Genomic DNA, 24,472 nt, shown 5'->3' with positions numbered 1-24,472 from the left:
AATTAATTTAGTTCAAAAATAGCATCAACTTCAACAGACACTCCCAATGGAAGACTGTTTGTACTTACTGCTGCTCTTGTATGCATGCCAGCATTACCAAAAATTGAAGCTATTAAATCAGAAGCACCATTAATTACTTTTGGTTGTTCAGTATAATCCTCAGTTGAATTAACAAATCCAGTTAGTTTAATACAAGATTTTACTTTTGATAGATCTCCATTACATGCTTTTTTAACTTGAGCAACAATACTTAATCCACATCTTTCAGCTGCTTTATACGCATCATCTGTCGTTAAGTCTTTACCAACTTTTCCTTTGATCAATTCTCCATTTGAATTTATTGATATTTGACCCGAAACATAGAGTAATTTTCCTGAAATTTTAGTTGCCTCGTAAGAGCCAACAGGTGCTTTAGCCTCAGGTAGTTCAATATTTAATTCATTAATTTTATCGTCAAAATTCATTATTTACCTTTTTTCTTTTTTTTAGTTTTCTTATTTTTATCGTATTCTTTTCTTTTCTCAATAAGGATTAATGCTTCCTCCATTGTTAATTCAGTTGGATCTTTTTCTTCCGGAATTGTTGCATTTAAAGACTTATATTTAATATACGGGCCATACTGACCTTTCATTACTCTAACAGGTTTTTTATCTTCAGGATGCTCTCCTAGATCTTTAATTATTGAAGAAGACATTCTTCCCGGTTTTGCCTCTGCGATAAGGGTAATTGCCCTGTTAAGACCAATTGAAAATATTTCTTCTATGTTTTCAATTCTAGCAGATTTATTTTCACATTTTAGATATGGACCAAATCTTCCAGTATTTAGAGTAATTTCTTTTTGATTTTCTGGATTTAATCCTAAAGACTTAGGTAAAGAACATAAAAATTGAGCTTTTTCTAAATCAATACTTTCTAACTCTAGGCCTTTTGGTATTGAAACATTTTTTAAAAGTTCGTTTACATCAGCTTTAAGTTTTTTTGTTTTCTTTTTTTTCTTTGTGATTTTTTCATCAATTTTTTCTTCAGGTATTTTTTCGTATTGAAGATAGGGACCAAATCTCCCATTTTTTAAAAATATATCATTTCCATTTTCATGTTTACCTATGAATTTTGGTTCTGCTAATTGAGATTGTGCTGCTGCTTTTGCTTTAGATAATGGTCTTGTAAATTTACATTCAGGATAGTTTGAACAACCAATAAAGGCACCACCTCTAAAGCTATTTTTTAAACTAAGTGAACCTGTATCACATAATTTACATTTTCTAACAACTTTACCATCTTCATCTTTGTCAAAAATTAATGTTCCTAGACTTTCATTTAATAAATCTAGAACTTCTCTAGTTCTTTTTTCTTTTACTTCTGAAACGTTATTATTAAAATCTTTCCAAAACATTTCTAAAACTTTTATCCAACTTTCTTTTCCAGTGGTAATTTCATCTAGTTGGTCTTCTAATCCAGCTGTAAAATTATAATCGACATATTTAGAAAATAGTTTTTCTAAAAAAGCAGATATTAATTTTCCACGATCTGTAGGAAAAAATCTTTTGTTAAGTATTTCTGCATACCCACGGTTTGCAATTGTAGATATGATACTTGCATAAGTTGAGGGTCTACCAATACCAAGTTCTTCTAATTTTTTTACCAAACTTGCTTCAGAATATCTTGGAGGAGGCTGAGTAAAATGTTGTTCGTCAATAAGGGACTCAATATTAATTGGTCCTTTTGACATTTCAGGTAAGATAGCTTCATCCTCATCTTTGTTTGGACTTGGGAATACTTTCAAGAAACCATCAAATTTTAATACAGATCCGCTAGACCTACATATTGTGGCACCATCTTCTGTAGTTATTGTTATTGTATTTCTGTCAAATTTTGCAGTCTCCATTTGAGATGATAAGGCTCGGCCCCAAATTAGATTGTATAGTTTTTGTTGATCTGTGCTCAAATATTTTTTAACAGAATCTGGTGATCTACTTATATCTGTTGGTCTTATAGCTTCATGAGCTTCTTGAGCATTTTTTGCTTTTTTTCCAGAATAATTTAGAGGTTTTTCAGGTAAATATTCTGTTCCATATTCTTTTTTAATAAAATCTCTAAAATCTGAAACTGCATCAGCTGAAAGGTTTGTCCCATCAGTTCTCATGTAGGTAATCAATCCTATTGTTTCCCCATCTATTTCAATACCTTGGTATAATCTTTGAGCAATTTGCATTGTTCTAGAAGCTCCAAATCCCAACCTACTTGAAGCAACTTGTTGCAAAGTTGATGTTGTAAATGGACCAGATGGGTTTCTGCTAACAATTTTTGAAGAAATATCACTTATATTGAATTTCTTATTTTCAATACTTGCTATAGCATTATTAATTTCATTTTTATTTTTAAAAGAAAATTTTTCTATTTTTTTTCCTTCTAATTGAGAAATACTTGAAGTAATTAAGTTTTTTTTTTCATCTTGAAAATTAATACTTAGGGTCCAAAACTCTTCAGGATTGAAAGACTCTATTTCATGTTCTCTTTCAGTTATAAGTTTTAAAGCTACAGATTGTACTCTACCGGCAGATTTTGATCCTGGTAGTTTGGTCCAAAGAATAGGGGATATATTAAAACCAACCAAATAATCTAGAGCTCTTCTAGCCATATAAGCATCAACAAGTAAGGGTTCAATTTGTCTTGGATTATCTATGCCGTATGTTACTGCCTTTTTAGTAATTTCATTAAAAACAACTCTTTCAACTTCTTTATCTTTTAAGAGTTTTTTTTCATCTAAATATTCTTTTACGTGCCAAGCTATCGCTTCACCTTCACGATCTGGGTCTGTTGCTAAAATAATTTTACTTGAATCTTTTGCTGCATCAGTAATTTCTTTTAAATACTTTTTAGAAAAGCTATCAACTTCCCATTCCATTTTAAAATTTTGATCAGGATCAACTGAACCATTTTTTGATGGTAAATCTCTAATGTGGCCATAGCTAGCTAAAACCGTATAATTATCACCTAAATACTTATTAATTGTTTTAGCTTTTGCTGGACTTTCAACTATGACTAGATTCATAATTTAACAAACTACTCAAAAGTCTTTGATAGTCAAATTAATAAATTTTTGTCTTACTTTCTTCTTTATTTTTCAACCGTTTAATATTTTCTCTATGGGTAAAGAAGATCAAAACAAACATTATTCCAAAAAAAATAGCATTACTTATTTGGTCTGTTATCAGGATATAAATAGGTATTGATATAGAGCCTATAATAGATGAGAGTGAAGAGTATCTAAAGATTAAAAATATAATACCCCAACTTGCTGTAAATATAATTCCTAGTAATAAATTTATAGAAAATAAAATTCCAACATAAGTAGCCACACCTTTACCACCTTTAAATTTAAGCCAAATAGGAAACACATGTCCTAAAAAGGCACACAAAGAAGCTATATATATTAAGTCAGGATAATTAATTTTAACAAAAATAACTGGAATTATAGCTTTAGCTATATCTAGTATTAATGTTGAATAGCCTATAAGTTTATTTCCTGTTCTTAAGGCATTTGTTGCACCTATATTCCCAGAACCTATTTCCCTAATATCTTTATTCAAAAATATTTTAGTCAAGATCAAACCAAATGGAATAGAGCCCATTAAATATGAGACAATACCAACAATAAAATAATCCATTATTATATCTTAAATAATTCCTTACCTTTTACAAAGGTATTAGTTACTTTACCTTGAAGTTTTTTATCTTCAATTGAAGTATTTTTAGATTTTGAAATTAAGTTTTCTTTTTTTACTATCCAAGGTTTGTCTAAATCCACAATACAAAAATCTGCATCATTTCCTATTGAAAGATTTCCCTTATCAATACGTAGAATTTTTGCAGGATTAGATGTTAAGGCCTGTATTATCGTTTCAAGTTTTACTGATCCATTATGATATAATTCTAATGATAGAGATAATAATGTTTCTATTCCTGAAGCACCAGTTGCTGCTTGTGAAAAAGTTAATCGTTTAGACTCTTCATCCTCAGGCTTATGATCTGAAACTATTACATCGATAGTTTTGTCTTTTAATCCTTGAACGAGCGCTTCTCTATCCTCTTCTTTTCTTAAAGGAGGAGATAATTTTAAGAATGTTTTAAAATCACCAATATCATTTTCATTAAGAGATAAATTATTTATTGAGACACCGCATGTAAATCTAATATCATTTTTTCTCTCTTTAATTACTTCAACTGATTTTCCAGCTGAGAGTTGAGATATATGATATCTACATTTATTTTTTTCAAGAAGTGCCAAGTCTCTTTCTATGATTATTCTCTCTGCAATATCAGGTATTCCTGATAAGCCTAGTTTAGTTGCGATAATACCTGAATTTATCATTCCATTTTTTGAAAGATGATAATCTTCAGCATGTTGCATTATTAAACAATCCAAGTCTTTAGCTGAATTCATTATTCTAGACATTAAACTTGTATTTTGAATAGTCTTAACACCATCTGTAAAAGCTATTATTCCTTTTTTGGCCAACAAACCAAATTCGGTCATGTTAGTACCTTCAATGTTATGTGTTAAAGACGCACAGGGAAAAATATTAATTTTAGATTTATCTCTTCCTCTTCTTTTTAAGAAATCTACAATTGATACATTGTCTATTATTGGATCTGTATTAGGCATTGTAACTACCGATGTTACTCCACCAGATAATGCTGCGTTACTTAAAGTTCTAAAATTTTCTTTATATTCATAACCTGGTTCACCAACAAAAACTCTCATATCTACAAGTCCAGGAAAGATGTATTTACCCTTTAGATCTATGGGCTTTTCTCTAGTCGGCAAATTATTAGAGTTTACTTTTTTACCTATTGCTTCAATTTTTCCGTCTTCTGATATTATTAAACCACCATTTTCATTTAATGAATTATAAGGGTCAATAATGTTTGCGTTTATAAAATATTGTTTCTTCATTTATTCACAAAATATTTTCAAGCAAGCCATTCTAACAGCTACACCAAGTTCAACTTGTTCCTTTATTACACTTTTATTAATATCGTCAGCTAGTCTTGTATCGATCTCAATTCCTCTATTCATTGGGCCAGGATGCATAATAATTGCATCTGACTTTGCGTGATCAAGTTTATCCGGTGTTAATCCATAATATTCATAATATTCTCTGTTTGATGATAGAAATGAACTTGTCATTCTTTCATTTTGAAGTCTTAACATCATTACTATATCGCAATCTTTAAGTCCTTTTTTCATATCTGTAAAAGTATTAACCCCAAATTTTTCAATTTCTTTTGGCATTAAGTTTGTTGGTGCAACAATATTAACCTCTGCTCCCAACATTGTGAGCAAATAAATATTTGATCTTGCAACTCTTGAGTGGAGAATATCACCACAAATTGCAATTTTTAATCCTTGAATTTTTTTCTTTCTATTAATTATTGTTAATGCATCTAATAAAGCCTGAGTAGGGTGTTCTCTTCTACCATCACCAGCATTTAGTACAGCACAATTAACTTTCTGAGATAATAAATTACAAGCACCTGAGTCTTGATGTCTAATTACAATTATATCAGGGTGCATTGCGTTTAAAGTCATAGCGGTATCTATCAATGTTTCACCTTTTTTAATGGCAGAGTTCCCCATATTCATAGACATTACATCTGCCCCCAAACGTTTACCTGCTAGTTCAAATGAACTTTGTGTTCGTGTAGATGGTTCAAAAAATAGATTAATTTGTGTTTTTCCATTCAAAACATTTAATCTTTTATTTTTACTTTGATTAAGTTTGATGAATGATTGTGACTCGTTTAAAATCAGATTTACATCATTAATTGATAAATCTTGGATACCTAATAAATGTTTTTGAGAAATTTTAACAGCTTTGTTTGATTTAGTTGCCATTAAAATTAACTCTATAACTATAAAGTAGTGTTATGGCAAGTATTAATTCTTTAAAAAATCTATAGCGCCCTGAAGTATAAAGGCTGCAGCATTTTGATCTATATTTTTTTCTCTTTTACTTACATTTACATCTAGTTGACTAGATAGATTAAAGGCCCCAACCGTTGAAAGTCTTTCATCCCAAAGACACACGTCTACATCAATAGCTTTATCTATATTATTTGAAACATCATTGACTGATTGAGCCGATCTACCCAATGATCCATCCATGTTGATTGGATTGCCAATTATAATACCTTTAATATCATATTCGTTAATCAGTTTTTTTAACTCTTCAATTAATTCATTAGTATTAGTCTTATTAATGGTTTTAAATGGTGTTGCTATAGATTGCTTTTCATCACATATGGACACACCAATTCTTTTTGAACCTAGATCTAATCCAATCAATCGGCTGGTTTCTGACTGCTTTTTTTTTAAATCTTCAATAGTGATCATATTGTATATTTTTAACTTAAGTGATAGTTTGCGACATATTTAAATACCATATGAGCATTGATCTTAAAACCATAAAGCATATCTCTAAATTATCAAGAATTTCAGTTGATGAACAAAAAGCTGAAAAACTCGCTGGTGATTTAAACTCAATTTTTGAATTTATTGAAAAATTAAATGAATTAAATACAGATAAAGTTGAACCATTAACATCAGTTGCTGAAACTACATTGAAATTTAGATCTGATGAAGTCAAAAGTGAGAATATAAGAGAGCAAATTATAAAAAATTCGCCTGAAGATAATGAAGATTTTTTTGTTGTACCAAAGGTTGTGGAATAATGTCAGATATAACAACTCAGTCATTAACTTCATTAGTTAAGAATATTAAAAATAAAAAACTATCTTCTGAGGAAGTAACCCAAGCATTCGTAGATCGTTCAGAAAAATCAAAAGAATTAAATGCTTACATTACAGAAGATTTTTCTAATGCAATCAATAAAGCTAAAAAATTTGATCAAAATCCAAATTTAGATTTAAAACTACCTGGAATACCTATGGCCGTTAAAGATCTCTTTTGTACTGAAAATATTAGAACTACTGCAGGAAGCAAGATTTTAGAAAACTTTATTCCCACTTATGAGTCTACTGTTACGCAAAATATTTGGAACGAAGGTGCTATACTGCTTGGAAAGTTAAACTGTGATGAGTTTGCCATGGGATCTTCAAATGAAACAAGTTTTTATGGTAATGTGCAAAACCCTATAGATAATGGATTAGTACCTGGGGGTTCATCTGGTGGATCTGCAGCAGCAGTTTCTGGTCAACTTACACCAATCACAATTGGTACAGATACAGGTGGTTCTATTAGACAACCAGCGTCATTTACCGGTACAGTAGGTTTAAAACCTACTTATGGTAGCTGTTCAAGATATGGAATTGTTGCTTTTGCATCTTCATTAGATCAAGCAGGACCAATGGCTCAAAATGTTGAAGATTGTGCACTACTTCAAGAAGTCATTAGCACTTATGATAAAAAAGATTCTACTTCGATTGATTTTAAAAGAAATGATTACAGCAAAGAATTAACTAAAAATATTAAAGGTAAAAAAATTGGTATACCTAAAGAATATAGAGTAGAGGGGATGCCTAAAGAAATAGAAGATTTATGGCAAAAAGGAATACAGTACGCAAAAGAATGTGGTGCTGAAATAATAGACATTTCTTTACCGAACACTAGTTACGCTCTACCTACTTATTATATAGTTGCGCCGGCTGAAGCTTCATCAAATTTAGCAAGATACGATGGTGTAAAATATGGTTTTAGAGCAAAGGGTGAAAATTTAATTGATATGTATGAAAAGACTAGATCTGAGGGATTTGGTGCAGAAGTTCAAAGACGGATAATGATAGGCACATATGTTTTATCCTCAGGATATTATGATGCTTATTATTTGAAAGCTCAAAAAGTTAGAAAATTAATCAAAAATGATTTCGATGAAGCTTATAAAAAAGTTGATGCAATATTAACACCATCCACTCCTAGCTCAGCTTTTAAAATTGGTGAGAAAAAAGATGATCCAGTTTCTATGTATTTAAATGATATATTTACGGTACCTGTAAATCTAGCAGGTTTACCAGCAATATCAATTCCAGCTGGTCATGATGCATCTGGATATCCTCTTGGATTACAAATTATAGGTAAAGCTTTTAAGGAGCAGGAAATATTGAATGTTGCTTATGCAATGGAGGATAAAATAAATTTTAAAAATAAAATTACTGACTGGTGGATTAAATAATGGCTAAAGATAAATCTGAATTTTTAATCGAAAGACATAATAATGTTTATGAGGTTGTTATTGGTTTAGAAGTACATGCTCAAGTAACCTCTAATTCAAAATTATTTTCATCTTCTTCTACAAAATTTGGAGCAGAACCTAATACGCAAGTAAGTTTAGTTGATGCAGCTTTTCCAGGTATGTTACCTGTAATCAATGAATTTTGTGTAAAGCAAGCGATTAAGACTGGAATAGGGTTAAAAGCAGAAATTAATAAAAGATCAGTATTTGATAGAAAAAACTATTTTTATGCAGATTTACCTCAAGGTTATCAAATTTCACAATTTAAATACCCAATAGTAGGTGAGGGAATAGTTATTCTTGATATGCCTAACGGTCAGAAAGAAGTTGGTATTGAAAGACTTCATTTAGAACAAGATGCTGGAAAAAGTATTCATGATATGGATCCACAAAATACATTAGTTGATTTAAATAGATCAGGTGTAGCTTTAATGGAAATAGTAAGCAAACCTGATTTAAGAACACCTGATGAGGTAAGTGCTTATATTAAAAAACTAAGATCTATAATGAGATATTTGGGTACTTGTGATGGTAATATGCAAGAAGGTTCATTGAGAGCTGATGTAAACGTTTCAGTAAGATTAAAAGACTCCAAAGAACTAGGTACACGTTGTGAAATTAAAAATGTTAACTCTATAAAATTTATGCAAATGGCAATTGATTATGAGGCTAATCGACAAGTTGATTTAATAGAAGAGGGTAAATCAATTGACCAAGAAACAAGATTGTTTGATACAAAAAAAAATGAAACAAGATCTATGAGATCCAAAGAAGATGCTCATGATTACAGATATTTTCCAGATCCAGATTTACTACCATTAGAAGTCACTGACGAATTTATTGAACAATTAAAATCTGATATTCCTGAATTACCAGACGATAAAAAAAAAAGATTTATAGATGAGTTTAAAATATCTGCTTATGAGGCTACAATTTTGGTATCAGATATTGAAACAGCAAAATATTTTGAAGAAGTTGTAGCAAAAATGGGTAAGAACCGTGATATGAAATTAGCAGTTAATTGGATTACAGGTGAATTATTTGCTGTCTTAAATAATAAGAATTTAGAAATATCTGAAAGTCCAATAAGTGCAAAAAATTTAGCTAAGTTAATTAATCTGATTAAAAATGGAACAATTTCTGGAAAAATAGCCAAAACAATATTTGAATTAATGATGGATGGAGACAAAGATCCTCAAGTTATTGTTGAAGAAAAAGGTTTAAAACAAGAAAGTGACCCTAAGGCCTTGGAAGCTTTAATTGACAAGATAATTGATGATAATCGTGAAAAAGCTATTGAATATAAGAATGGTAAAGAAAAATTATTTGGTTTTTTTGTGGGTCAAGCAATGAAAGTGTCAGGTGGCAAGGCTAATCCTCAATTGATCAATGAGATATTGAAGAAGAAACTTTAATAGATGGGTGCAAACCTAGAAATAACAGAAAAATTACAAAATTATATCAATGATTTTGGCTTAACATTAAATCCAGTTCAACAAGAAATAATTGATTATAATAACACATTAGGTGACATCAAAAGGATGCAAGTTGATCCTTCTCAATGTTATTTTCTTCATTTGATTATAAAAATATCAAATATTAAAAATGTGCTTGAAATTGGAACCTTTACTGGTCTTAGTGCACTTTCAATTTCATTAGCTTTACCTAATGATGGTAAACTTATAGCACTCGATAAAAATGATGAAACTAATAAAGTTGCTGTAAATTTCTTTAAAAAAGCAAATCAAAATCACAAGATTGAAACAAAAATAAAACCTGCTCTTGAAAGTTTAGACGAATTAAAAAAAAATAAATTTGATATGGTTTTTATTGATGCAGATAAAATGAATTATAAAGAATATTATGAAAGATCTTTAAAGCTAGTAGATAAAGGTGGATTGATAATTATTGATAATGTTTTATGGCACGGTGAGGTAGCAGATAAAAATAATCTAGATAAATATACCGTCAATATAAGAGAATTTAATTCACATGTTTCCAACGATAAAAGAGTGGAGCAAATTATAGTACCATTAGGTGATGGGATGACTGTTTGTAGAGTTTTATAATGTTTGAAGTTTTAGGATTTTATAAATTTATAAATATTAGATCTTTAAAAAAAAATAAAGTTTTACTTCAAGATTTTTTAATTAAAAAAAAAGTTAGAGGAACTATTATTATTGCTAATGAAGGTTTAAATGGAACAATATCTGGTGACAGTAAAGATATACAAAGTACTATTAATAAATTAAAAAAAATTTTTTCTTTCAAAGAATTTGATAATAGCAATAAATCTAAATCTATTTTTCAACCATTCCACAAGCCAAAAATAAAAATTAAAAAAGAAGTAGTTCCTATGAGCTTAACTTTAAATTCTAAAGAAAGAAATTTAGATACACATTTAGACCCAAATCAATGGAATAAATTAATCAAAAAAAAAGATACTCATATAATAGATACAAGAAAACCTTTTGAATTTGATGTTGGGACGTTCAAAAAATCAGTTAACCCTGATGTTGATAATTTTAGAGATTTTCCTAAATACCTAAACAAACTTAAAAAAGACAAACCTGTCGCTATGTTTTGTACCGGAGGAATTAGATGTGAAAAAACTTCTGTTTATTTGAAGAAGAAAGGATTTAAAAATATCTACCAATTGAATGGTGGTATTTTAAATTATCTAAAAAAAACTAAGGAAAAAGATAGTTTGTGGAAAGGGGAATGTTTTGTTTTTGATAATAGGATAAGTCTTAAACATGGGTTAAAAGTTGGAAGTTATTTTATGTGCAGTGGTTGTAGAAAGCCAATTTCACCAAAAGATAAAAAATCTAAAAAATATGAAGAGGGTGTTTCTTGCCCAAATTGTCACGATAATTTAACTGACACTCAAAAAGCAAGATTTAGAATGAGACAGAAACAAATAAATCTTGCTAAAAAGAGCGGATCAAAGCATATATTCCAGAAAGAATTTAAATAGAAAATATATTGTCTAAACAAATAAATTTAACAAAGGATCCTATTTGGGACCTACTGAGAAAAGTAACTATACCTGCTAGTGTAGGTTCATTATTTCAAACTTTTTATAATTTAGTTGATACTTGGTTTGCTGGGAGAATTTCAGCAGAAGCTATTGGAGCAATAGCTAAATCATTTCCAATATATTTTGTAATCATAGCCGTTGGTGTAGGAATTGGCGCAGCAACAAATGCATGTATAGGTAATTTATTAGGGGAAAAGAAATTTAATAAGGCATCACTATTTATTGCTCAATCAGTTATTTTTGCAATAGTAACATCTGTTATAGTCACATTATTTGGATTAAATGTTTCTAATTTTCTCTTAGGTGTAATGGGCTCTGACGCTTCTAGTATTACTTTAACAAGAGAATATTTAGATATAATTTTCTACGGTACTTTCATCGTAATGATACAAATTTCTTTAAATGGTGCTCTTAATGCTCAAGGTGATACTAAGAGTTATAGAAATGTATTAATATTTAGTTTTTTCTTAAATATATTTTTAAATCCATTATTTATTTGGGGTTATGGGTTTATTCCTGCTTTTGGAATAGGTGGACTTGCTATTGCAACAGTAATTTCTCAATCTATTGGAACATTTTATTTAGCTTATAAAATTAACTCATGTAAATTAAGAAAATATTTACACATACAGTGTTTTATTCCTAAATTAGATATGTTGAGAGAATTATTTTCTCAAGCACTTCCTATAATGTTTAGTATGCTTTTTATAGGAGTGGGTATATTTAATATTTTATACTTTATTGGACAATTTGGAGAAATGGCTACTGCTGGCTATGGTTCTGCTTTAAGGGTTGAGCAAGTTTTTTTATTACCTGTTATTGGTTTAAATACAGCAGTGCTTTCAATTGGTGGGCAAAACTTTGGTGCAAAGAAATTTAATCGTATAAGAGAATTATATACAAAGGCTCTTTTATTTGGCTCTTCATTTATGATTGGAGCAGGAATAATATTATTTTTTGGTGCAGAATTTTTTGTATCTCAATTTACTGATAATATAGAAGCAATTAAACATGGGGCGCTTTATCTTAAAGTTGCAGCTTTAATTGGTCCTATTTACCCAGTATTTTTTATCACTACAGCAGTATTCCAAGCTCTTAAAAAACCAATTTATAGCCTATATTTAAGCATACTTAGGTTAACTGCATTTCCATTTTTATCTTTGTGGTATGTAATTAATATAAGGGGAGGTGATTATAACGATATATTTTACACAATAATGGCTACTAACTGGGTAATGGGTATTGCTCTAATAATTTTCATTGGGTATTTTTTAAATAATGTATTTAAGCAAAAGAAAAGCCATTTTAGTTATTAGTATTTCCATATTAGTATTTTTTTTTACTTATACAGATATTAAGTCTCAAGATATTAAAATAACAGACGGAGATACCATCAAAGTAAACGGAGAGAAAATAAGGTTTAGTGGCATAGATACTCCAGAATTAAAACAAATCTGTATAAAACAAGAAGTTAAAAAACCATGTGGAATGACAGCCAAGCAAATTCTTATAGATAAAATTGCTGATAATAATGTTACCTGCGTTAATGAAGGTAAAGACCAATACAAAAGAACATTAGCTGAGTGTTTTGTAAATAACGAGAGTTTATCAAGTTATTTAGTTAGAAGTGGTTATGCATTTGCTTATAGAAGATATTCCAAAAAATTCATACCCGATGAAGATTATGCCAAATTTAATAAACTTGGTATGTGGTCAATGGAATTTGATTACCCATGGGATTGGCGTAAAAAAAATTAGTATTTAATCTGTTTTTAAATTTTTCTCTAATTTTCTTACAAAGAAAGAAACAATTAATATCAACACCAAATACTCCAATATTAAAAAAGTATAAATTTCTAAAGGTCTATAAGTTGTAACAACTAATTCATTAGCTTTTCTGGTTAAATCACCGATACCAATTATTGATACTAGTGATGACATTTTAAGTACATAAACAAATTGATTTCCAATAGCCGGCAAGATATTTTTTATTGCCTGAGGAAGTATTACTAACCTTAATCTTTTAAAAAAATTTAAACCTAATGAGCTTCCAGCTTCCCACTGTGCTTTTTTAATTGAGTTAATTCCTGCTCTAAAAATTTCTGCTTGAAAAGCACTTTCACTTATAGCTAGAGCAATTATCCCGGAAACAAATGGACTAAAGCTAATACCTGTCATTATTGGTAAACCATAGTAGATCCATAAAATTAAAACTAATAATGGTACAGCTCTTACAATTTCAACATAACCAATATTTATGTAAGTTAAAAATTTGTTTTTTGCTAATGAGGGAATAGCAACAACAAAACCCAATATCATAGATATAACAATAGACACTACAGAGATAAAAATTGTTGTAGTTAATCCACTTAATAAGAATTTTAAATTTGTTAATCCTTCAACATTATTAGGTGAAATAACAAACCATCCCAATTCTTGATCTGTACAAGAAGAGAGAGGTAATATTAAGAGTAAAAAAAATATATTTTTCACTCTTAAAATTATAGATAATTAATTACTAATATCTAATTGATTATAAACTTTTAAGACTATATTTAGCTAACAGTTGCTCAAAGAAACCAGAACTTTTTTTCTTTTCAATCCATTTACTCACATATTCATTCCAAACGCTATCTTTTTTTGGAACCATCATTGCAAGAAAAGCAGGATTTTTTTCACCATCCTGAACTATTGCTAATTGTGGGTATTTAATAACAAGTTTATTAGCCTCTGTTGAACTTGTAATATTTCCATCGGCTCTACCTGCCAAAACTTCTTGAAAGTCTCTAGCTGGAGCTTCAACTGATTTTAAAATAGAATTTGGAAAAAATTCTTTTGCTTTTTGCTCTTGAGAAGTTCCAAGAGTAGTAGCTATTTTAACACCATTTTTATTTAAAGAATCCCAAGTTGAAAACTTTTTTAAATTTTTTTTAAGAACTAGCGGTACTGTTCCATATTTGTAATATGTAGAAGTGAAACCAGCAACTTCTGCTCTTTTAGGAGTTTTAGTAACACTGGTTGAAATGTCATATCTACCTGAAGTAATTCCTGAAACTATAGTTTTCCATTCAGTTGGAACAAAAGTAATTTTTACTCCCATGTCTTTGGCTAATTCATTCATCACATCAATGTCAAAACCCTTGTATTTATTGGTTGCTGGGTCTTTCATTGTCATTGGATCCCAGTCACCTGTAGTTCCAACTTTTAATTCACCAGATGCTAATATTTGATCTAGTTTAGATTCTGCGTTAACTGAAAGGGGTAAAAGCACCATAAGTGCAAGTAAGATAAGTTTTTTCATACCCTCTTTTACCCACAAATAATTAAAAATAACCTTATAACCTTGACGCACTATCATTGATCCAAGAGTACAAATGCTCTGAAAATGAACGTCTAACAAATAAATTAACTAAATTTTTTCTTTTATTCTGAATTATAACATCAATGTTGTTTAGTAATGTCTGTGTTGTAGATCCTTTTTTTTCTTTAAATTCATTAAAGTTAAATGGACTGCCAGATGCAAATAATTCATATATATTTTTTCCTTCTAATTCTAGCATTACAAAGTGATCTGTTACATCAATTACAGCGCCTAAATTATTTTTTGAAATATCATTATATAAACTTTCCTCAACATCATATTTATTTGTATCTTTTTTAGCTATCTCGTTAGATATTACCATCCACTCATCTGGGCTTAGCCAAATAGATGTAAGTTTAGAGCTAGATGATGAGGTATTTGCTTCTGTAGGTAAAATCATATCTAAATGTTTACCAACTGTAGTAAAGAATTCTCTTTTTTTGCCTCTTAGATTAAGTTTCATTATAGGTGAAAATTCTTTAATAGAAATATCATTATATTTGATTTCTTTATTAATAGGAGAATTATAATTAAGCATTTAACCTCTTATTTTCTTCATCAAAAAAAACTGAATTTGTTATAGTTACATTGATCGTTTTATTTTCCATTGGAATGAATAATTTTTTTCCCATCATATTCTTTCCACCCCTAACAACGGCTAGAGCAATAGATTTTTTTAAATTAGGACTGTAATAACTTGATGTAACGTGCCCAAGCATATTGACAGGAGACTGATTAAGCTCTGAAACGATTTGAGATCCTTCCTCTAAAACTATATTTGGATCATCTGTTACAAGCCCAACTAATTGTTTACGATCTTCTTTCATAGTGTCTGATCTATAAAGTGATCTTTTACCAATAAAATCATATTTCTTTTTACTTACAACCCAATCCATCTGAAGATCAATAGGGGTCATAGTGCCATCTGTATCTTGGCCAACAATTATAAACCCTTTTTCAGCACGAAGTAGATGCATAGTTTCAGTTCCATATGGAGTGATATTAAATTCTTTACCTGCTTCCATACATTTTTCCCAAAGAGCTTTACCATAATTTGCTTGAACATTAATTTCGTAGCTATGTTCACCAGTAAAACTAATTCTCATTATTCTGCATTTAATATTACCGATTTGTGCTTCTTTAAAAGACATATGAGGAAAATTTTCTTCTGATAAATCGAGATCTGGAATAATTTTATTTAAAATTTTCTTACTATTTGGGCCACAAATACTAGCTGTTGCATAATGATCAGTTACTGAAGTTAAATAAACATCTAATTCAGGCCATTCAGTTTGAAGATAGTCTTCAAGTTTACCTAAAACGTTAGCAGCACCACCAGTTGTTGTTGTCATCAGGTAATGATTTCCCCCAAGTCTTGTAGTAACACCATCGTCATAAACCATACCATCCTCATTTAACATTAGACCATATCTACACTTACCAATTCCAAGTTTTGACCATGCATTTGTATAAACTCTGTTTAAGAATTCTGATGCATCACTACCTTGAATATCAATTTTACCCAATGTTGAGGCATCTAATATCCCCGCACTTTCTCTTGCAGCAATACTTTCTCTCTGAACAGCTTGATGCATAGTTTCACCATTAATAGGGTAATACCAAGGCCTTTTCCATTGACCAACATTTTCAAATTCTGCTTTATGATTAATATGACAATCATTCATTGGTGTTCTTCTGAATACGTCAAAATATTCTCCAACATTTCTTCCAACAATTGTTCCAAATGTTAAAGGTGTGTAGGGGGGCCTAAAAGTTGTAGTTCCAAGTTCACCCATTTTAACTCCAGCAGTATCAGCAATTATTCCAAGCGCATGCATATTTCCAAGTTTACCTTGATCAGTTCCCATGCCAGTTGTTGTGTATCTTTTTACATGTTCTATTGATCTAAATCCTTCTCTTAGAGCTAGTTTTATATCTTTTGCAGTTGCATCATTTTGATAATCAACAAATGGTTTAGTTTTTCCAATTGGTTTATCTGATGGTAAAAGCCAAATATTTCTTTTTGAGGTTTCTTCTTCACTTTCAACATTGATATTTTCAAAATCTGTTTTATCAATCTTTAAAAAATCTTTTAAATTAGTAGAAAGATTTTTGAGAATTTCTTTTATCTCAAAATCACCATTACATGATCCAACACTCAATTGTTCAGAAGGGTATTTATCTGGTAAAAATACTTTATTATTTTCATCAAAAGTTAATTTTCCACCTGATTGTGTAAATAAATGTACAGCAGGAGTCCAGCCACCTGCAACACCTAAACAGTCACAAGAAATATTCATCTTGTTACCAGTTACTGACAAACCATCGTTAGATAATTTCATAACTGAAACACTATTCAATCTTTTATAGCCTGTTGTATCAACTATTGTACTAGACCAATAAATTTTGATACCAGCTTCTTCTACAGCTTTAACTATTTTAGAATTTGAACTTTCTCTAATGTCAATTATAGCCTCAACCTTTATTCCTTTGTTGTGAAGACAAAAAGCACTTTCATAAGCGCTATCATTATTTGTAAAGAAAATATTTTTTTTACCAGAAACTACACCATAAAAGTCAGCATATTTTTTAACAGCTGATGAAAGCATAATTCCAGGCCTATCATTATTATTAAAGATCAGTGGTCTTTCTAAAGCACCTGTTGCAAGAATAACTTTTTTAGCTCTTATTTTTAAGAGTCTTTGTCTAATTTTTCCTTGTTTATCTTTCTTCTCCAAATGATCTGTTAAATTTTCTCTTGCTAATAAATAGTTGTATCCATGAAATGCAGCAATGCTAGTTCTTGTTTTAATTTCAAGATTTTCAATATTTCTTAATTCTTGTATTTCTTTTTTAAGCCAATCCGATGAGCTTTGATTTTCAATTTTGTTAAATTCTCTGTTTTGATAAATTGTTGATCCTCCTAATTCATTTTTTTCATCAACAAGTAAAGTTTTTAAGTTATTTTTAGCTGCATTTTTTGCGGCTAATATTCCTGAAATACCCGCTCCAACCACCAGTACATCACAATGAACATATCTATGATCATATACATCCGGATCTTTTTCTGTTGGTGATTTTCCCAAACCAGCAGAGTGTCTTATAAAGTATTCATATTTCTCCCAAAAACTTGCTGGCCACATAAAAGTTTTATAATAAAATCCAGCAGGCAAAAAAGCTGAAATAGCATTATTTATTCCTCCAATATCAAAATCAACGCTAGGCCAACAGTTTTGGCTAGAAGCTTCTAAACCTTCATAAATTTCAACTTCTGTAGCTCTTACATTGGGCTCTGTTCTATCTGTACCATTGCTTATTTGAACAATTGCATTAGGCTCCTCTGAACCTGCTGTCATTATTCCTCTTGGTCTGTGATATTTAAAACTTCTTCCAACTAAATGAACATTGTTTGCAAGTAAGGCTGATCCAAGTGTATCACCCTTAAATCCATAGTAAGTTTTTCTATTAAATTTAAATGAAATTCTCACCGTTTCATCAATAAATTCACTAGATTTCACTCTAAGATCGTTGGTCATATTATTGAGCAGGGGGCTTTTCACCCATTTTATAAGTTAATATAATCTGATCGTTGGATGTATCTCTTACCATATTAAACCATTTTCTACATCCGTGTGCATGGTTCCATCTTTCAAACTGAACACCTTTAATATTTTTTCTCATGAACAAATACTCAGCCCATTCATCATCACTTAATTCAGTTGGTTGTTTGGGTCTTTCTATATGCGCTTCACCACCAGCTTTAAATTCTTGATGGTCACGTTCACCACAATAGGGACAATTTATAATAAACATTAATGAGCAACCGCTGCAGCACCATGTTCATCAACAAGGTCACCACTTACAAATCTATTCAAATTAAATGCAGTATTCAATTTGTGAGGCTCATCATTAGCAATAGTGTGAGCAAACAAATCTCCTGACCCTGGTGTTGCTTTAAATCCACCAGTTCCCCATCCACAATTAAAATAAAGACCTTTAACAGATGTTTTACTTAATATTGGACTAGCATCAGGACAAATATCAACTATTCCCCCCCATTGTCTAAGCATTCTCATCCTGCTAAATATCGGGTAAAGTTCTAAAATTGCATTAAGTGTCCCCTCAACAATTTGATGACTACCTTTTTGAGAATATGAAACATAGTCATCAGTCCCTGCACCTATTACCAATTCCCCTTTATCAGATTGACTAACATAAGCATGTACTGCATTAGACATCACAACAGTATCAATAATTGGTTTAACTGGTTCCGAAACTAAAGCTTGCAATGGTTTACTTTCAAGAGGCAATCTTAAGCCAGCCATATTTGCAATAACACTTGAGTGACCAGCTGCTACTACACCAACTTTTTTAGTTTTTATAAAACCTTTTGTAGTTTCAATACCTTCTACACTGTCACCATTTCTTTTTATTCCTTTTACCTCACAATTTTGAATTATATCTACACCCATTTCATCAGCACCTCTAGCGTAACCCCACGCAACAGCATCATGTCGTGCTGTACCTGCTCTTTTTTGTAAAGTTCCACCTAACACTGGGTATCTAATATCAGGCGAAGTATTAATAATTGGACAAAATTTTTTAACTTCTTCAGTGCTAAGATAAACTGCATCAATACCATTTAATCTATTGGCATGAGTTCTTCTTTTTAAATCTCTCACATCTTGAAGATTATGAGCAAGATTCATAACTCCTCTTTGACTAAACATAACATTATAGTTTAATTCTTGAGATAAACTTTCCCAAATTTTTAAAGCATGATCATATAGGCCTGCACTTGCATCCCATAAATAATTAGATCTTATAATTGTAGTGTTTCTTCCTGTGTTTCCACCACCAATCCAACCTTTTTCTACAACGGCAATATTTTTCATATTGTGTTTTTTAGCCAGATAATATGCTGTAGCCAAACCATGACCACCACCACCAATAATAACAGCATCGTATTCTTTTTTGGGCTCAGGATCTCTCCAAGCTCTTTGCCAGTTTTCATGGTAGCTAAAAGCATTTTTAACCAGTGAAAATATTGAGTATTTGTTTTTCATTATTAGCCAATAATTACTTTATAAATATTGAATATTCAATACAATCGGATATATCAATGTCACAGTGGAAGAGTGGGTGAGAGGCTGAAACCAGTCGTTTGCTAAATGACCGTGCGGGGAAACTTGTACCGAGGGTTCGAATCCCTCCTCTTCCGCCATTAAAATAAATTTAGAGAAATTTCCATATCCTTTTAAAGATAACTCTGTAAATGAAATTTTGCTGATACATGTTCTTGAGCACTTAGGTCAGAGTCCTGATACTTTCAATAATATTATAAAAGAATTATATAGAATTTGTGTTAATGGTACCAAAATTAATATTATAGTTCCACATCCAAGACATGACGATTTTATATCAGATCCGACACATGTTAGGCCGATTACTGTCTTTGGTCTTACATTATATGATCAGGAGCTAAATAAAGAGTGGGAAAAAAAAGGAAATGCCAATACCCCAATGGGAATTATTCATGATGTAAATTTTAAAGTCAAAGATGTTAATATGGTATTAGATGAGAATTATGAAAGCCTAATTAAAATAGGGAAAATAAAACACGAAGAACTGAAAGATATAATAAGCAAATATAACAATGTTGTTAAAGAGATGAAAATAACTTGGGAAGTAATTAAATAAAATTAATACAATGGATCATCTTTAAAAAAATCTTTCATAGGGATTGGTTTTTTTTCCAATATATATCTATAGACATTATAATTCTCTAAAACCCGCTGAACATAATTTCTAGTTTCTCGAAATTTTATCAACTCAACCCAATCAACATAATTAATTTGTTTTTTTTGAGGATTTTTATTAATTTTTTTCCAATACTTAACTCTATTGGGGCCAGCATTATAAGCGGCAGTAGCAAAAGGGTAGGCACCATCATATTGAAGTATCAAACCAGCAATGTAGTGAGATCCTAAATTAATATTATATTCTGGATCAGTTGTTAATCTTGATTTTACATAAGGTAGTTTAGCTTGCTTTGAAACTAGTTTTGCAGTGTAAGGCATTAGTTGCATTAGACCTTTTGCTCCAGCATGACTATTTGCGCTTAAATCAAATTCGCTTTCTTGTCGGATAATAGAAAGGATAAAAGCACTTTCAGGAATTTTTCTACCATTAATATTTTTAGGCGTACTAATTATTGGATAATTAAATTTATTATGAAATCTTTTTTGGTAAGAAGCTATCTTAGACACCTGTATTGCAAAATCATATCTTTCAATATTTGTTGCAAGTTCAGCAGCCAAAACTTCACTACCTTTTACTATATTATCATTTGCAAGATGTCTTAAAATGAATTTAGTATACTTGTCTTTTTTTAATTCATCCAAAAGGTAGACAATTTTTACTAGCTCTTTATTAAAAAATATATAACGATACTTATTGTCAACTTCCATGTCTTTTTTAAGTTCAAACTTTCCATTAGGATTTAATTTTAAAAAAGCTAATTGACCATAATAGGTAGTTAAATATTTTGATGCTTCTTGATACCATTTATTAGATAGAGCTCTATTACCTAATTTCTCATAAGTTCTTCCTAGCCAATAAGCTCCTCTTGATGTGCTAATGGGGTAGCCCACATTGTCATAAAAATTTTTAAAATGATCTTTGGCAGTTAATGGGTCATTCAAAAAACTTAAAGAAATCCATCCACTCATCCATTCAGCAGCAGCAAAATCAGATCCCTGATTCATTCCATGATTACTTGAAATCTTATAAGCAATTTCGTATTTTTTTTTATAAATAAGCGCTCTTGAAATTATTTCACGTTCTTTCCACCATTTTTCAGGTTCAACTAAATAATCTTTATCATTTTTAATTTTTAGTAAAATTTCTGCAGATGAGTCTATACGACCTTTTTTTCTTCTCCATTTTAATCGATCATAATTTAATCCTGCATCATTTTTAAATTTTTGAGGAACATTTTTGATTGCTTGGTCAACACCATATCCTTTACTAATCAATATTTGTCTTGCTGTATATAAAAGCTCATAATCTTTAGGCAGATATCTTGTTAGTCTTTTAAGGTCCCAATGTTTGCCGTTCCAGGCAAGATAGTCAGCTCTTTTAATATAATCTTCAGCATTTAAATATTTTTTATATTTTTTTCTAAAAAATTTTAGTTCGTTTCTAGATAATTTTGCTGTTATCCATCCTTCCTTAATTAGATTGGTTCCCTTGTCTTTATTACCAGTTAAAACATAACTTTCTCCAAGTATCATTTTTCCATAACCACTTAATGGATCTTTTAAATTGAACCAGTTGATAATTTTTTTTGGTGATACTTGAGATGTGGACAATTTATGCTCAGCAAGATACCTTAATCTGTCAATTCGTGGATATTGACTATTACGATCTATAAAAACTTTGTAATCATAAAAAGAAGCCCGATTTCCAGGAGTTAATAAGTGTCGCCATTGAATAAAATTATATATTGATTTATCTTTAGCTTTTTTTGCAATTTTCAGTGACGAAGACCACCTACTTTTTTGCATTTCTGAAATCGCTTTTCTTGCTATGTTAAAATCTTTCTTACTGTAATATTTTGATATTTTAACATTTCTTGTTTTCGTTAAACCAGCTATGGAAGGTTTTTTTTTAGGAATATTATAAGATAATTTTTTATCTACTTTTATTTTTTTTACTTCTACAATTTTTTTTTCTACAATTTTGATATTTTTAGTTTTTTTCGGCTTCTTTATTGGTTTTAAAATGTTTTTAGAAATCCTGTCTTTAATTTCATTATCAGAAAGAGATGGCTTTTTAAGAGGAATTATCAAACCTGTTTCGGCCAAAACATAATTAAAATTTACTGAGAACGACATTAACAATGTAAGAAAAAATAATTTTTTAGACATAATGTTTTAGTATATGAATCTGTAAACTATGTTATAAGTATTTATGTTCAAAGGATCAAATGTTGCTTTAATTACACCATTTAAAAATAATGGTCTTGATGAGGAAGCATATATAAAATTGATTCATTTTCATATGGATAATGGGACTAGCGGGTTAGTACCTGCTGGAACTACAGGCGAGTCCCCAACTCTTAGTCATAAAGAACATCAAAGAGTTATTGATTTATGTATTAAAGAAAGTAGTGGAAAAATACCTGTCATTGCAGGAACTGGCTCAAACTCAACAGAAGAAGCAATCTCTTTAACGTCTCATGCTGAAAAAGTTGGTGCAAATGGAGCCTTAATTGTTACTCCCTACTATAACAAGCCAACACAAGAAGGTTTATATCAGCACTATAAAGCAATCAATGATAAATGCGGCATTCCAATTATAATTTACAATATACCAGGTAGATCGGTAATAGACATGTCTGTTGATACAATGGCAAGACTTTTTGAATTAAAAAATATTGTTGGTGTAAAAGATGCTACAGGTGATCTTGATAGAGTTGACCAACAACTATCTAAAATGGGAAAAGAATTCATCCAATTAACTGGTAATGATGATAATGCTTTTGAATTTAATAAAAGAGGAGGTGTCGGGACTATTAGCGTGACAGCAAATATTGCACCTAAACTTTGTTCTGATTTTCAAAAACTTTCAGTTTCAAATAACGAAATTGATATTGCTGAGGCTGAAAAATTAGATAAAATTTTACAACCAGTGCATAACGCAATGTTTATTGAAAGTAACCCGAGTCCAGTTAAGTATGCTGCCAAGTTGATGGATTTATGTGATGATGCTGTAAGATTGCCTTTAGTTAAAACATCTGAAAAAGTCAAACCTGTTATTAAAAAAGCTTTAGAGTCAGCAAAATTGATTTAATGAATAAAAAAACCAATCCTGGTTTAAAGATTATTTGTTTAAATAGAAAAGCTAGCTTTAATTATTTTTTTGAAGATCTTTTGGAAGCAGGAATTGTTCTTAAAGGATCTGAAATAAAATCTATCAGAGATGGCAAGATTAACATTGCGGATTCTTACGCCGTTGAAAAAAATGGTGAATTAATTTTAATTAACTCTCACATATCAGCTTATAAGCAGGCAAGTTATTCAAATCATAATCCAACAGATGAAAGAAAGCTTTTACTTAATAAAAAAGAAATTAATAAATTGATTGGAAAAATGCAAAGAGATGGATTTACTATTGTTCCAACTAAAATGTACTTTAAAAAAGGAAAAGCTAAAGTTGAATTAGCTGTAGCTAAAGGAAAAAAACAATTTGATAAAAGAGCCACTAAGAAAAATAGAGACTGGAACCGTGAAAAAGCAAGATATATTAGAAAATCAAGCTAAAAATATTTTTTTAGGAATTGGCTCTAATTTAGGAAATAGAATTATTAATATTGAAAAAGCTAAATCACTTTTATTGGATAATAATATAAACTTTATTTCTGTATCAAATTATTACGAAACTCCATCATGGCCAAATCCAAAAAAACCAAAGTTTATAAATATAGTTTTGAAAGCTACCTGTAATCACCAACCTCATGAAATGATTAATTTATGCAAAATTATAGAGGCTAAATTAGGAAGAAAGAAATCTCCCAAAAATTCACCAAGAGTTTGCGATATAGACATTATTGATTTTGATGGGTTAGTTATAAAAGATAAATTATATCTTCCACATGCAAGAATGCATGAAAGAAATTTTGTTTTAATTCCTTTATTTGAGATTGAAAAAGAGTGGGTTCACCCAATTAAAAAAGTTAATATAAAAAAGTTAATTTTTTCCCTATCAAATGAAGATATTAGATCTATTAAACAATTTTGAATTAATGTTATAATA

At 30.1% G+C, this 24,472-nt stretch carries 24 protein-coding genes and 1 tRNA gene; 12 read left to right on the top strand and 13 right to left on the bottom strand.

What is annotated here, in order from left to right:
* Positions 1 to 2: 2 nt before the first annotated feature.
* From Q0X98_RS05285 to ruvX, 6 genes are read right to left on the bottom strand one after another with little or no spacing between them, the layout of a single operon-like run.
* Complete coding sequence (locus tag Q0X98_RS05285) at positions 3 to 464, bottom strand: RidA family protein (protein ID WP_297681946.1); 462 nt, start codon at positions 462 to 464, stop codon at positions 3 to 5.
* Positions 464 to 3,052 carry a type I DNA topoisomerase gene (gene topA, locus Q0X98_RS05280; protein WP_297681945.1) on the bottom strand — a complete coding sequence of 863 codons (2,589 nt, stop codon included), beginning with the start codon at positions 3,050 to 3,052 and terminating at the stop codon, positions 464 to 466. The genes Q0X98_RS05285 and topA overlap by 1 nt, the downstream gene beginning before the upstream one ends.
* Before the next feature lie 37 nt (positions 3,053 to 3,089).
* A complete protein-coding gene (gene plsY / locus Q0X98_RS05275) occupies positions 3,090 to 3,668 on the bottom strand; it encodes a glycerol-3-phosphate 1-O-acyltransferase PlsY (RefSeq protein ID WP_297681944.1) in 579 nt (192 codons plus the stop codon).
* Between the two features lie 2 nt (positions 3,669 to 3,670).
* Positions 3,671 to 4,957, bottom strand: coding sequence for a dihydroorotase (gene pyrC / locus Q0X98_RS05270; RefSeq protein WP_297681943.1), 1,287 nt, complete (start codon positions 4,955 to 4,957; stop codon positions 3,671 to 3,673).
* A complete protein-coding gene (locus Q0X98_RS05265) occupies positions 4,958 to 5,899 on the bottom strand; it encodes an aspartate carbamoyltransferase catalytic subunit (protein WP_297681942.1) in 942 nt (313 codons plus the stop codon).
* Between the two features lie 42 nt (positions 5,900 to 5,941).
* On the bottom strand, positions 5,942 to 6,397 hold the full coding sequence (ruvX, locus tag Q0X98_RS05260) for a Holliday junction resolvase RuvX (RefSeq protein WP_297681941.1): 456 nt from the start codon (positions 6,395 to 6,397) through the stop codon (positions 5,942 to 5,944).
* 50 nt (positions 6,398 to 6,447) lie between these two features.
* Between ruvX and gatC the strand changes: the two genes are divergently transcribed.
* The 7 genes from gatC to Q0X98_RS05225 are packed head-to-tail and all read left to right on the top strand — an operon-like array spanning position 6,448 to position 13,050.
* Complete coding sequence (gene gatC / locus Q0X98_RS05255) at positions 6,448 to 6,735, top strand: Asp-tRNA(Asn)/Glu-tRNA(Gln) amidotransferase subunit GatC (protein ID WP_297681940.1); 288 nt, start codon at positions 6,448 to 6,450, stop codon at positions 6,733 to 6,735.
* Positions 6,735 to 8,192, top strand: coding sequence for an Asp-tRNA(Asn)/Glu-tRNA(Gln) amidotransferase subunit GatA (gene gatA, locus Q0X98_RS05250; protein ID WP_297681939.1), 1,458 nt, complete (start codon positions 6,735 to 6,737; stop codon positions 8,190 to 8,192). The genes gatC and gatA overlap by 1 nt, the downstream gene beginning before the upstream one ends.
* The gene (gene gatB, locus Q0X98_RS05245; RefSeq protein ID WP_297681938.1) at positions 8,192 to 9,667 is read left to right on the top strand and encodes an Asp-tRNA(Asn)/Glu-tRNA(Gln) amidotransferase subunit GatB; all 1,476 of its coding nucleotides are present in this window, start codon (positions 8,192 to 8,194) and stop codon (positions 9,665 to 9,667) included. Before gatA ends, gatB begins: the two co-directional genes overlap by 1 nt.
* Positions 9,668 to 9,670: 3 nt before the next feature.
* Complete coding sequence (locus Q0X98_RS05240) at positions 9,671 to 10,321, top strand: class I SAM-dependent methyltransferase (RefSeq protein ID WP_297681937.1); 651 nt, start codon at positions 9,671 to 9,673, stop codon at positions 10,319 to 10,321.
* A complete protein-coding gene (locus Q0X98_RS05235) occupies positions 10,321 to 11,229 on the top strand; it encodes a rhodanese-related sulfurtransferase (RefSeq protein WP_297681936.1) in 909 nt (302 codons plus the stop codon). The genes Q0X98_RS05240 and Q0X98_RS05235 overlap by 1 nt, the downstream gene beginning before the upstream one ends.
* 8 nt (positions 11,230 to 11,237) lie before the next feature.
* On the top strand, positions 11,238 to 12,608 hold the full coding sequence (locus Q0X98_RS05230) for an MATE family efflux transporter (RefSeq protein ID WP_297681935.1): 1,371 nt from the start codon (positions 11,238 to 11,240) through the stop codon (positions 12,606 to 12,608).
* Complete coding sequence (locus Q0X98_RS05225) at positions 12,571 to 13,050, top strand: thermonuclease family protein (protein WP_271507796.1); 480 nt, start codon at positions 12,571 to 12,573, stop codon at positions 13,048 to 13,050. Before Q0X98_RS05230 ends, Q0X98_RS05225 begins: the two co-directional genes overlap by 38 nt.
* 3 nt (positions 13,051 to 13,053) lie before the next feature.
* Here the strand turns inward: Q0X98_RS05225 and Q0X98_RS05220 are convergent, their stop codons facing one another.
* From Q0X98_RS05220 to Q0X98_RS05195, 6 genes are read right to left on the bottom strand one after another with little or no spacing between them, the layout of a single operon-like run.
* Positions 13,054 to 13,785, bottom strand: coding sequence for an amino acid ABC transporter permease (locus Q0X98_RS05220; protein WP_271507799.1), 732 nt, complete (start codon positions 13,783 to 13,785; stop codon positions 13,054 to 13,056).
* Positions 13,786 to 13,825: 40 nt separating this feature from the next.
* Positions 13,826 to 14,593 carry a transporter substrate-binding domain-containing protein gene (locus tag Q0X98_RS05215; RefSeq protein WP_297681934.1) on the bottom strand — a complete coding sequence of 256 codons (768 nt, stop codon included), beginning with the start codon at positions 14,591 to 14,593 and terminating at the stop codon, positions 13,826 to 13,828.
* A 34-nt stretch (positions 14,594 to 14,627) separates the two neighbouring features.
* Positions 14,628 to 15,191: a sarcosine oxidase subunit gamma family protein gene (locus Q0X98_RS05210; protein ID WP_297681933.1), complete on the bottom strand. Its 564-nt coding sequence runs from the start codon at positions 15,189 to 15,191 to the stop codon at positions 14,628 to 14,630.
* Positions 15,184 to 18,189, bottom strand: a complete 3,006-nt coding sequence (locus Q0X98_RS05205) for a sarcosine oxidase subunit alpha family protein (RefSeq protein ID WP_297681932.1) — start codon at positions 18,187 to 18,189, stop codon at positions 15,184 to 15,186. Before Q0X98_RS05205 ends, Q0X98_RS05210 begins: the two co-directional genes overlap by 8 nt.
* A gap of 1 nt (position 18,190) precedes the next feature.
* Entirely contained in the window at positions 18,191 to 18,466 is a 276-nt protein-coding gene (locus Q0X98_RS05200) for a sarcosine oxidase subunit delta (RefSeq protein WP_297681931.1), read from the bottom strand.
* Positions 18,466 to 19,719: a sarcosine oxidase subunit beta family protein gene (locus Q0X98_RS05195; RefSeq protein WP_297681930.1), complete on the bottom strand. Its 1,254-nt coding sequence runs from the start codon at positions 19,717 to 19,719 to the stop codon at positions 18,466 to 18,468. Before Q0X98_RS05195 ends, Q0X98_RS05200 begins: the two co-directional genes overlap by 1 nt.
* Before the next feature lie 66 nt (positions 19,720 to 19,785).
* On the opposite strand from Q0X98_RS05195, the gene Q0X98_RS05190 reads away from it, so the two are divergent.
* Positions 19,786 to 19,877, top strand: a tRNA-Ser gene (locus Q0X98_RS05190).
* 59 nt (positions 19,878 to 19,936) lie between these two features.
* Positions 19,937 to 20,353 carry a hypothetical protein gene (locus tag Q0X98_RS05185; protein WP_297681929.1) on the top strand — a complete coding sequence of 139 codons (417 nt, stop codon included), beginning with the start codon at positions 19,937 to 19,939 and terminating at the stop codon, positions 20,351 to 20,353.
* 2 nt (positions 20,354 to 20,355) lie between these two features.
* Here the strand turns inward: Q0X98_RS05185 and Q0X98_RS05180 are convergent, their stop codons facing one another.
* Positions 20,356 to 22,584, bottom strand: coding sequence for a lytic transglycosylase domain-containing protein (locus Q0X98_RS05180; RefSeq protein WP_297681928.1), 2,229 nt, complete (start codon positions 22,582 to 22,584; stop codon positions 20,356 to 20,358).
* A 43-nt stretch (positions 22,585 to 22,627) separates the two neighbouring features.
* Here Q0X98_RS05180 and dapA point away from each other — a divergent pair, with 43 nt between their 5' ends.
* Genes dapA through folK form a run of 3 tightly spaced genes read left to right on the top strand, consistent with a single transcriptional unit; the run spans position 22,628 to position 24,457 of the window.
* On the top strand, positions 22,628 to 23,509 hold the full coding sequence (gene dapA / locus Q0X98_RS05175; RefSeq protein WP_297681927.1) for a 4-hydroxy-tetrahydrodipicolinate synthase: 882 nt from the start codon (positions 22,628 to 22,630) through the stop codon (positions 23,507 to 23,509).
* A complete protein-coding gene (smpB, locus tag Q0X98_RS05170) occupies positions 23,509 to 23,979 on the top strand; it encodes an SsrA-binding protein SmpB (protein WP_297681926.1) in 471 nt (156 codons plus the stop codon). Before dapA ends, smpB begins: the two co-directional genes overlap by 1 nt.
* Complete coding sequence (gene folK / locus Q0X98_RS05165; RefSeq protein WP_297681925.1) at positions 23,945 to 24,457, top strand: 2-amino-4-hydroxy-6-hydroxymethyldihydropteridine diphosphokinase; 513 nt, start codon at positions 23,945 to 23,947, stop codon at positions 24,455 to 24,457. The genes smpB and folK overlap by 35 nt, the downstream gene beginning before the upstream one ends.
* Positions 24,458 to 24,472: the final 15 nt, after the last annotated feature.

Source organism: uncultured Candidatus Pelagibacter sp., assembly GCF_943788075.1.
GTDB lineage: Bacteria > Pseudomonadota > Alphaproteobacteria > Pelagibacterales > Pelagibacteraceae > Pelagibacter.
The sequence above is the reverse complement of the archived record's forward strand: the minus strand, read 5'-3'. Positions and strand labels throughout refer to the sequence as shown.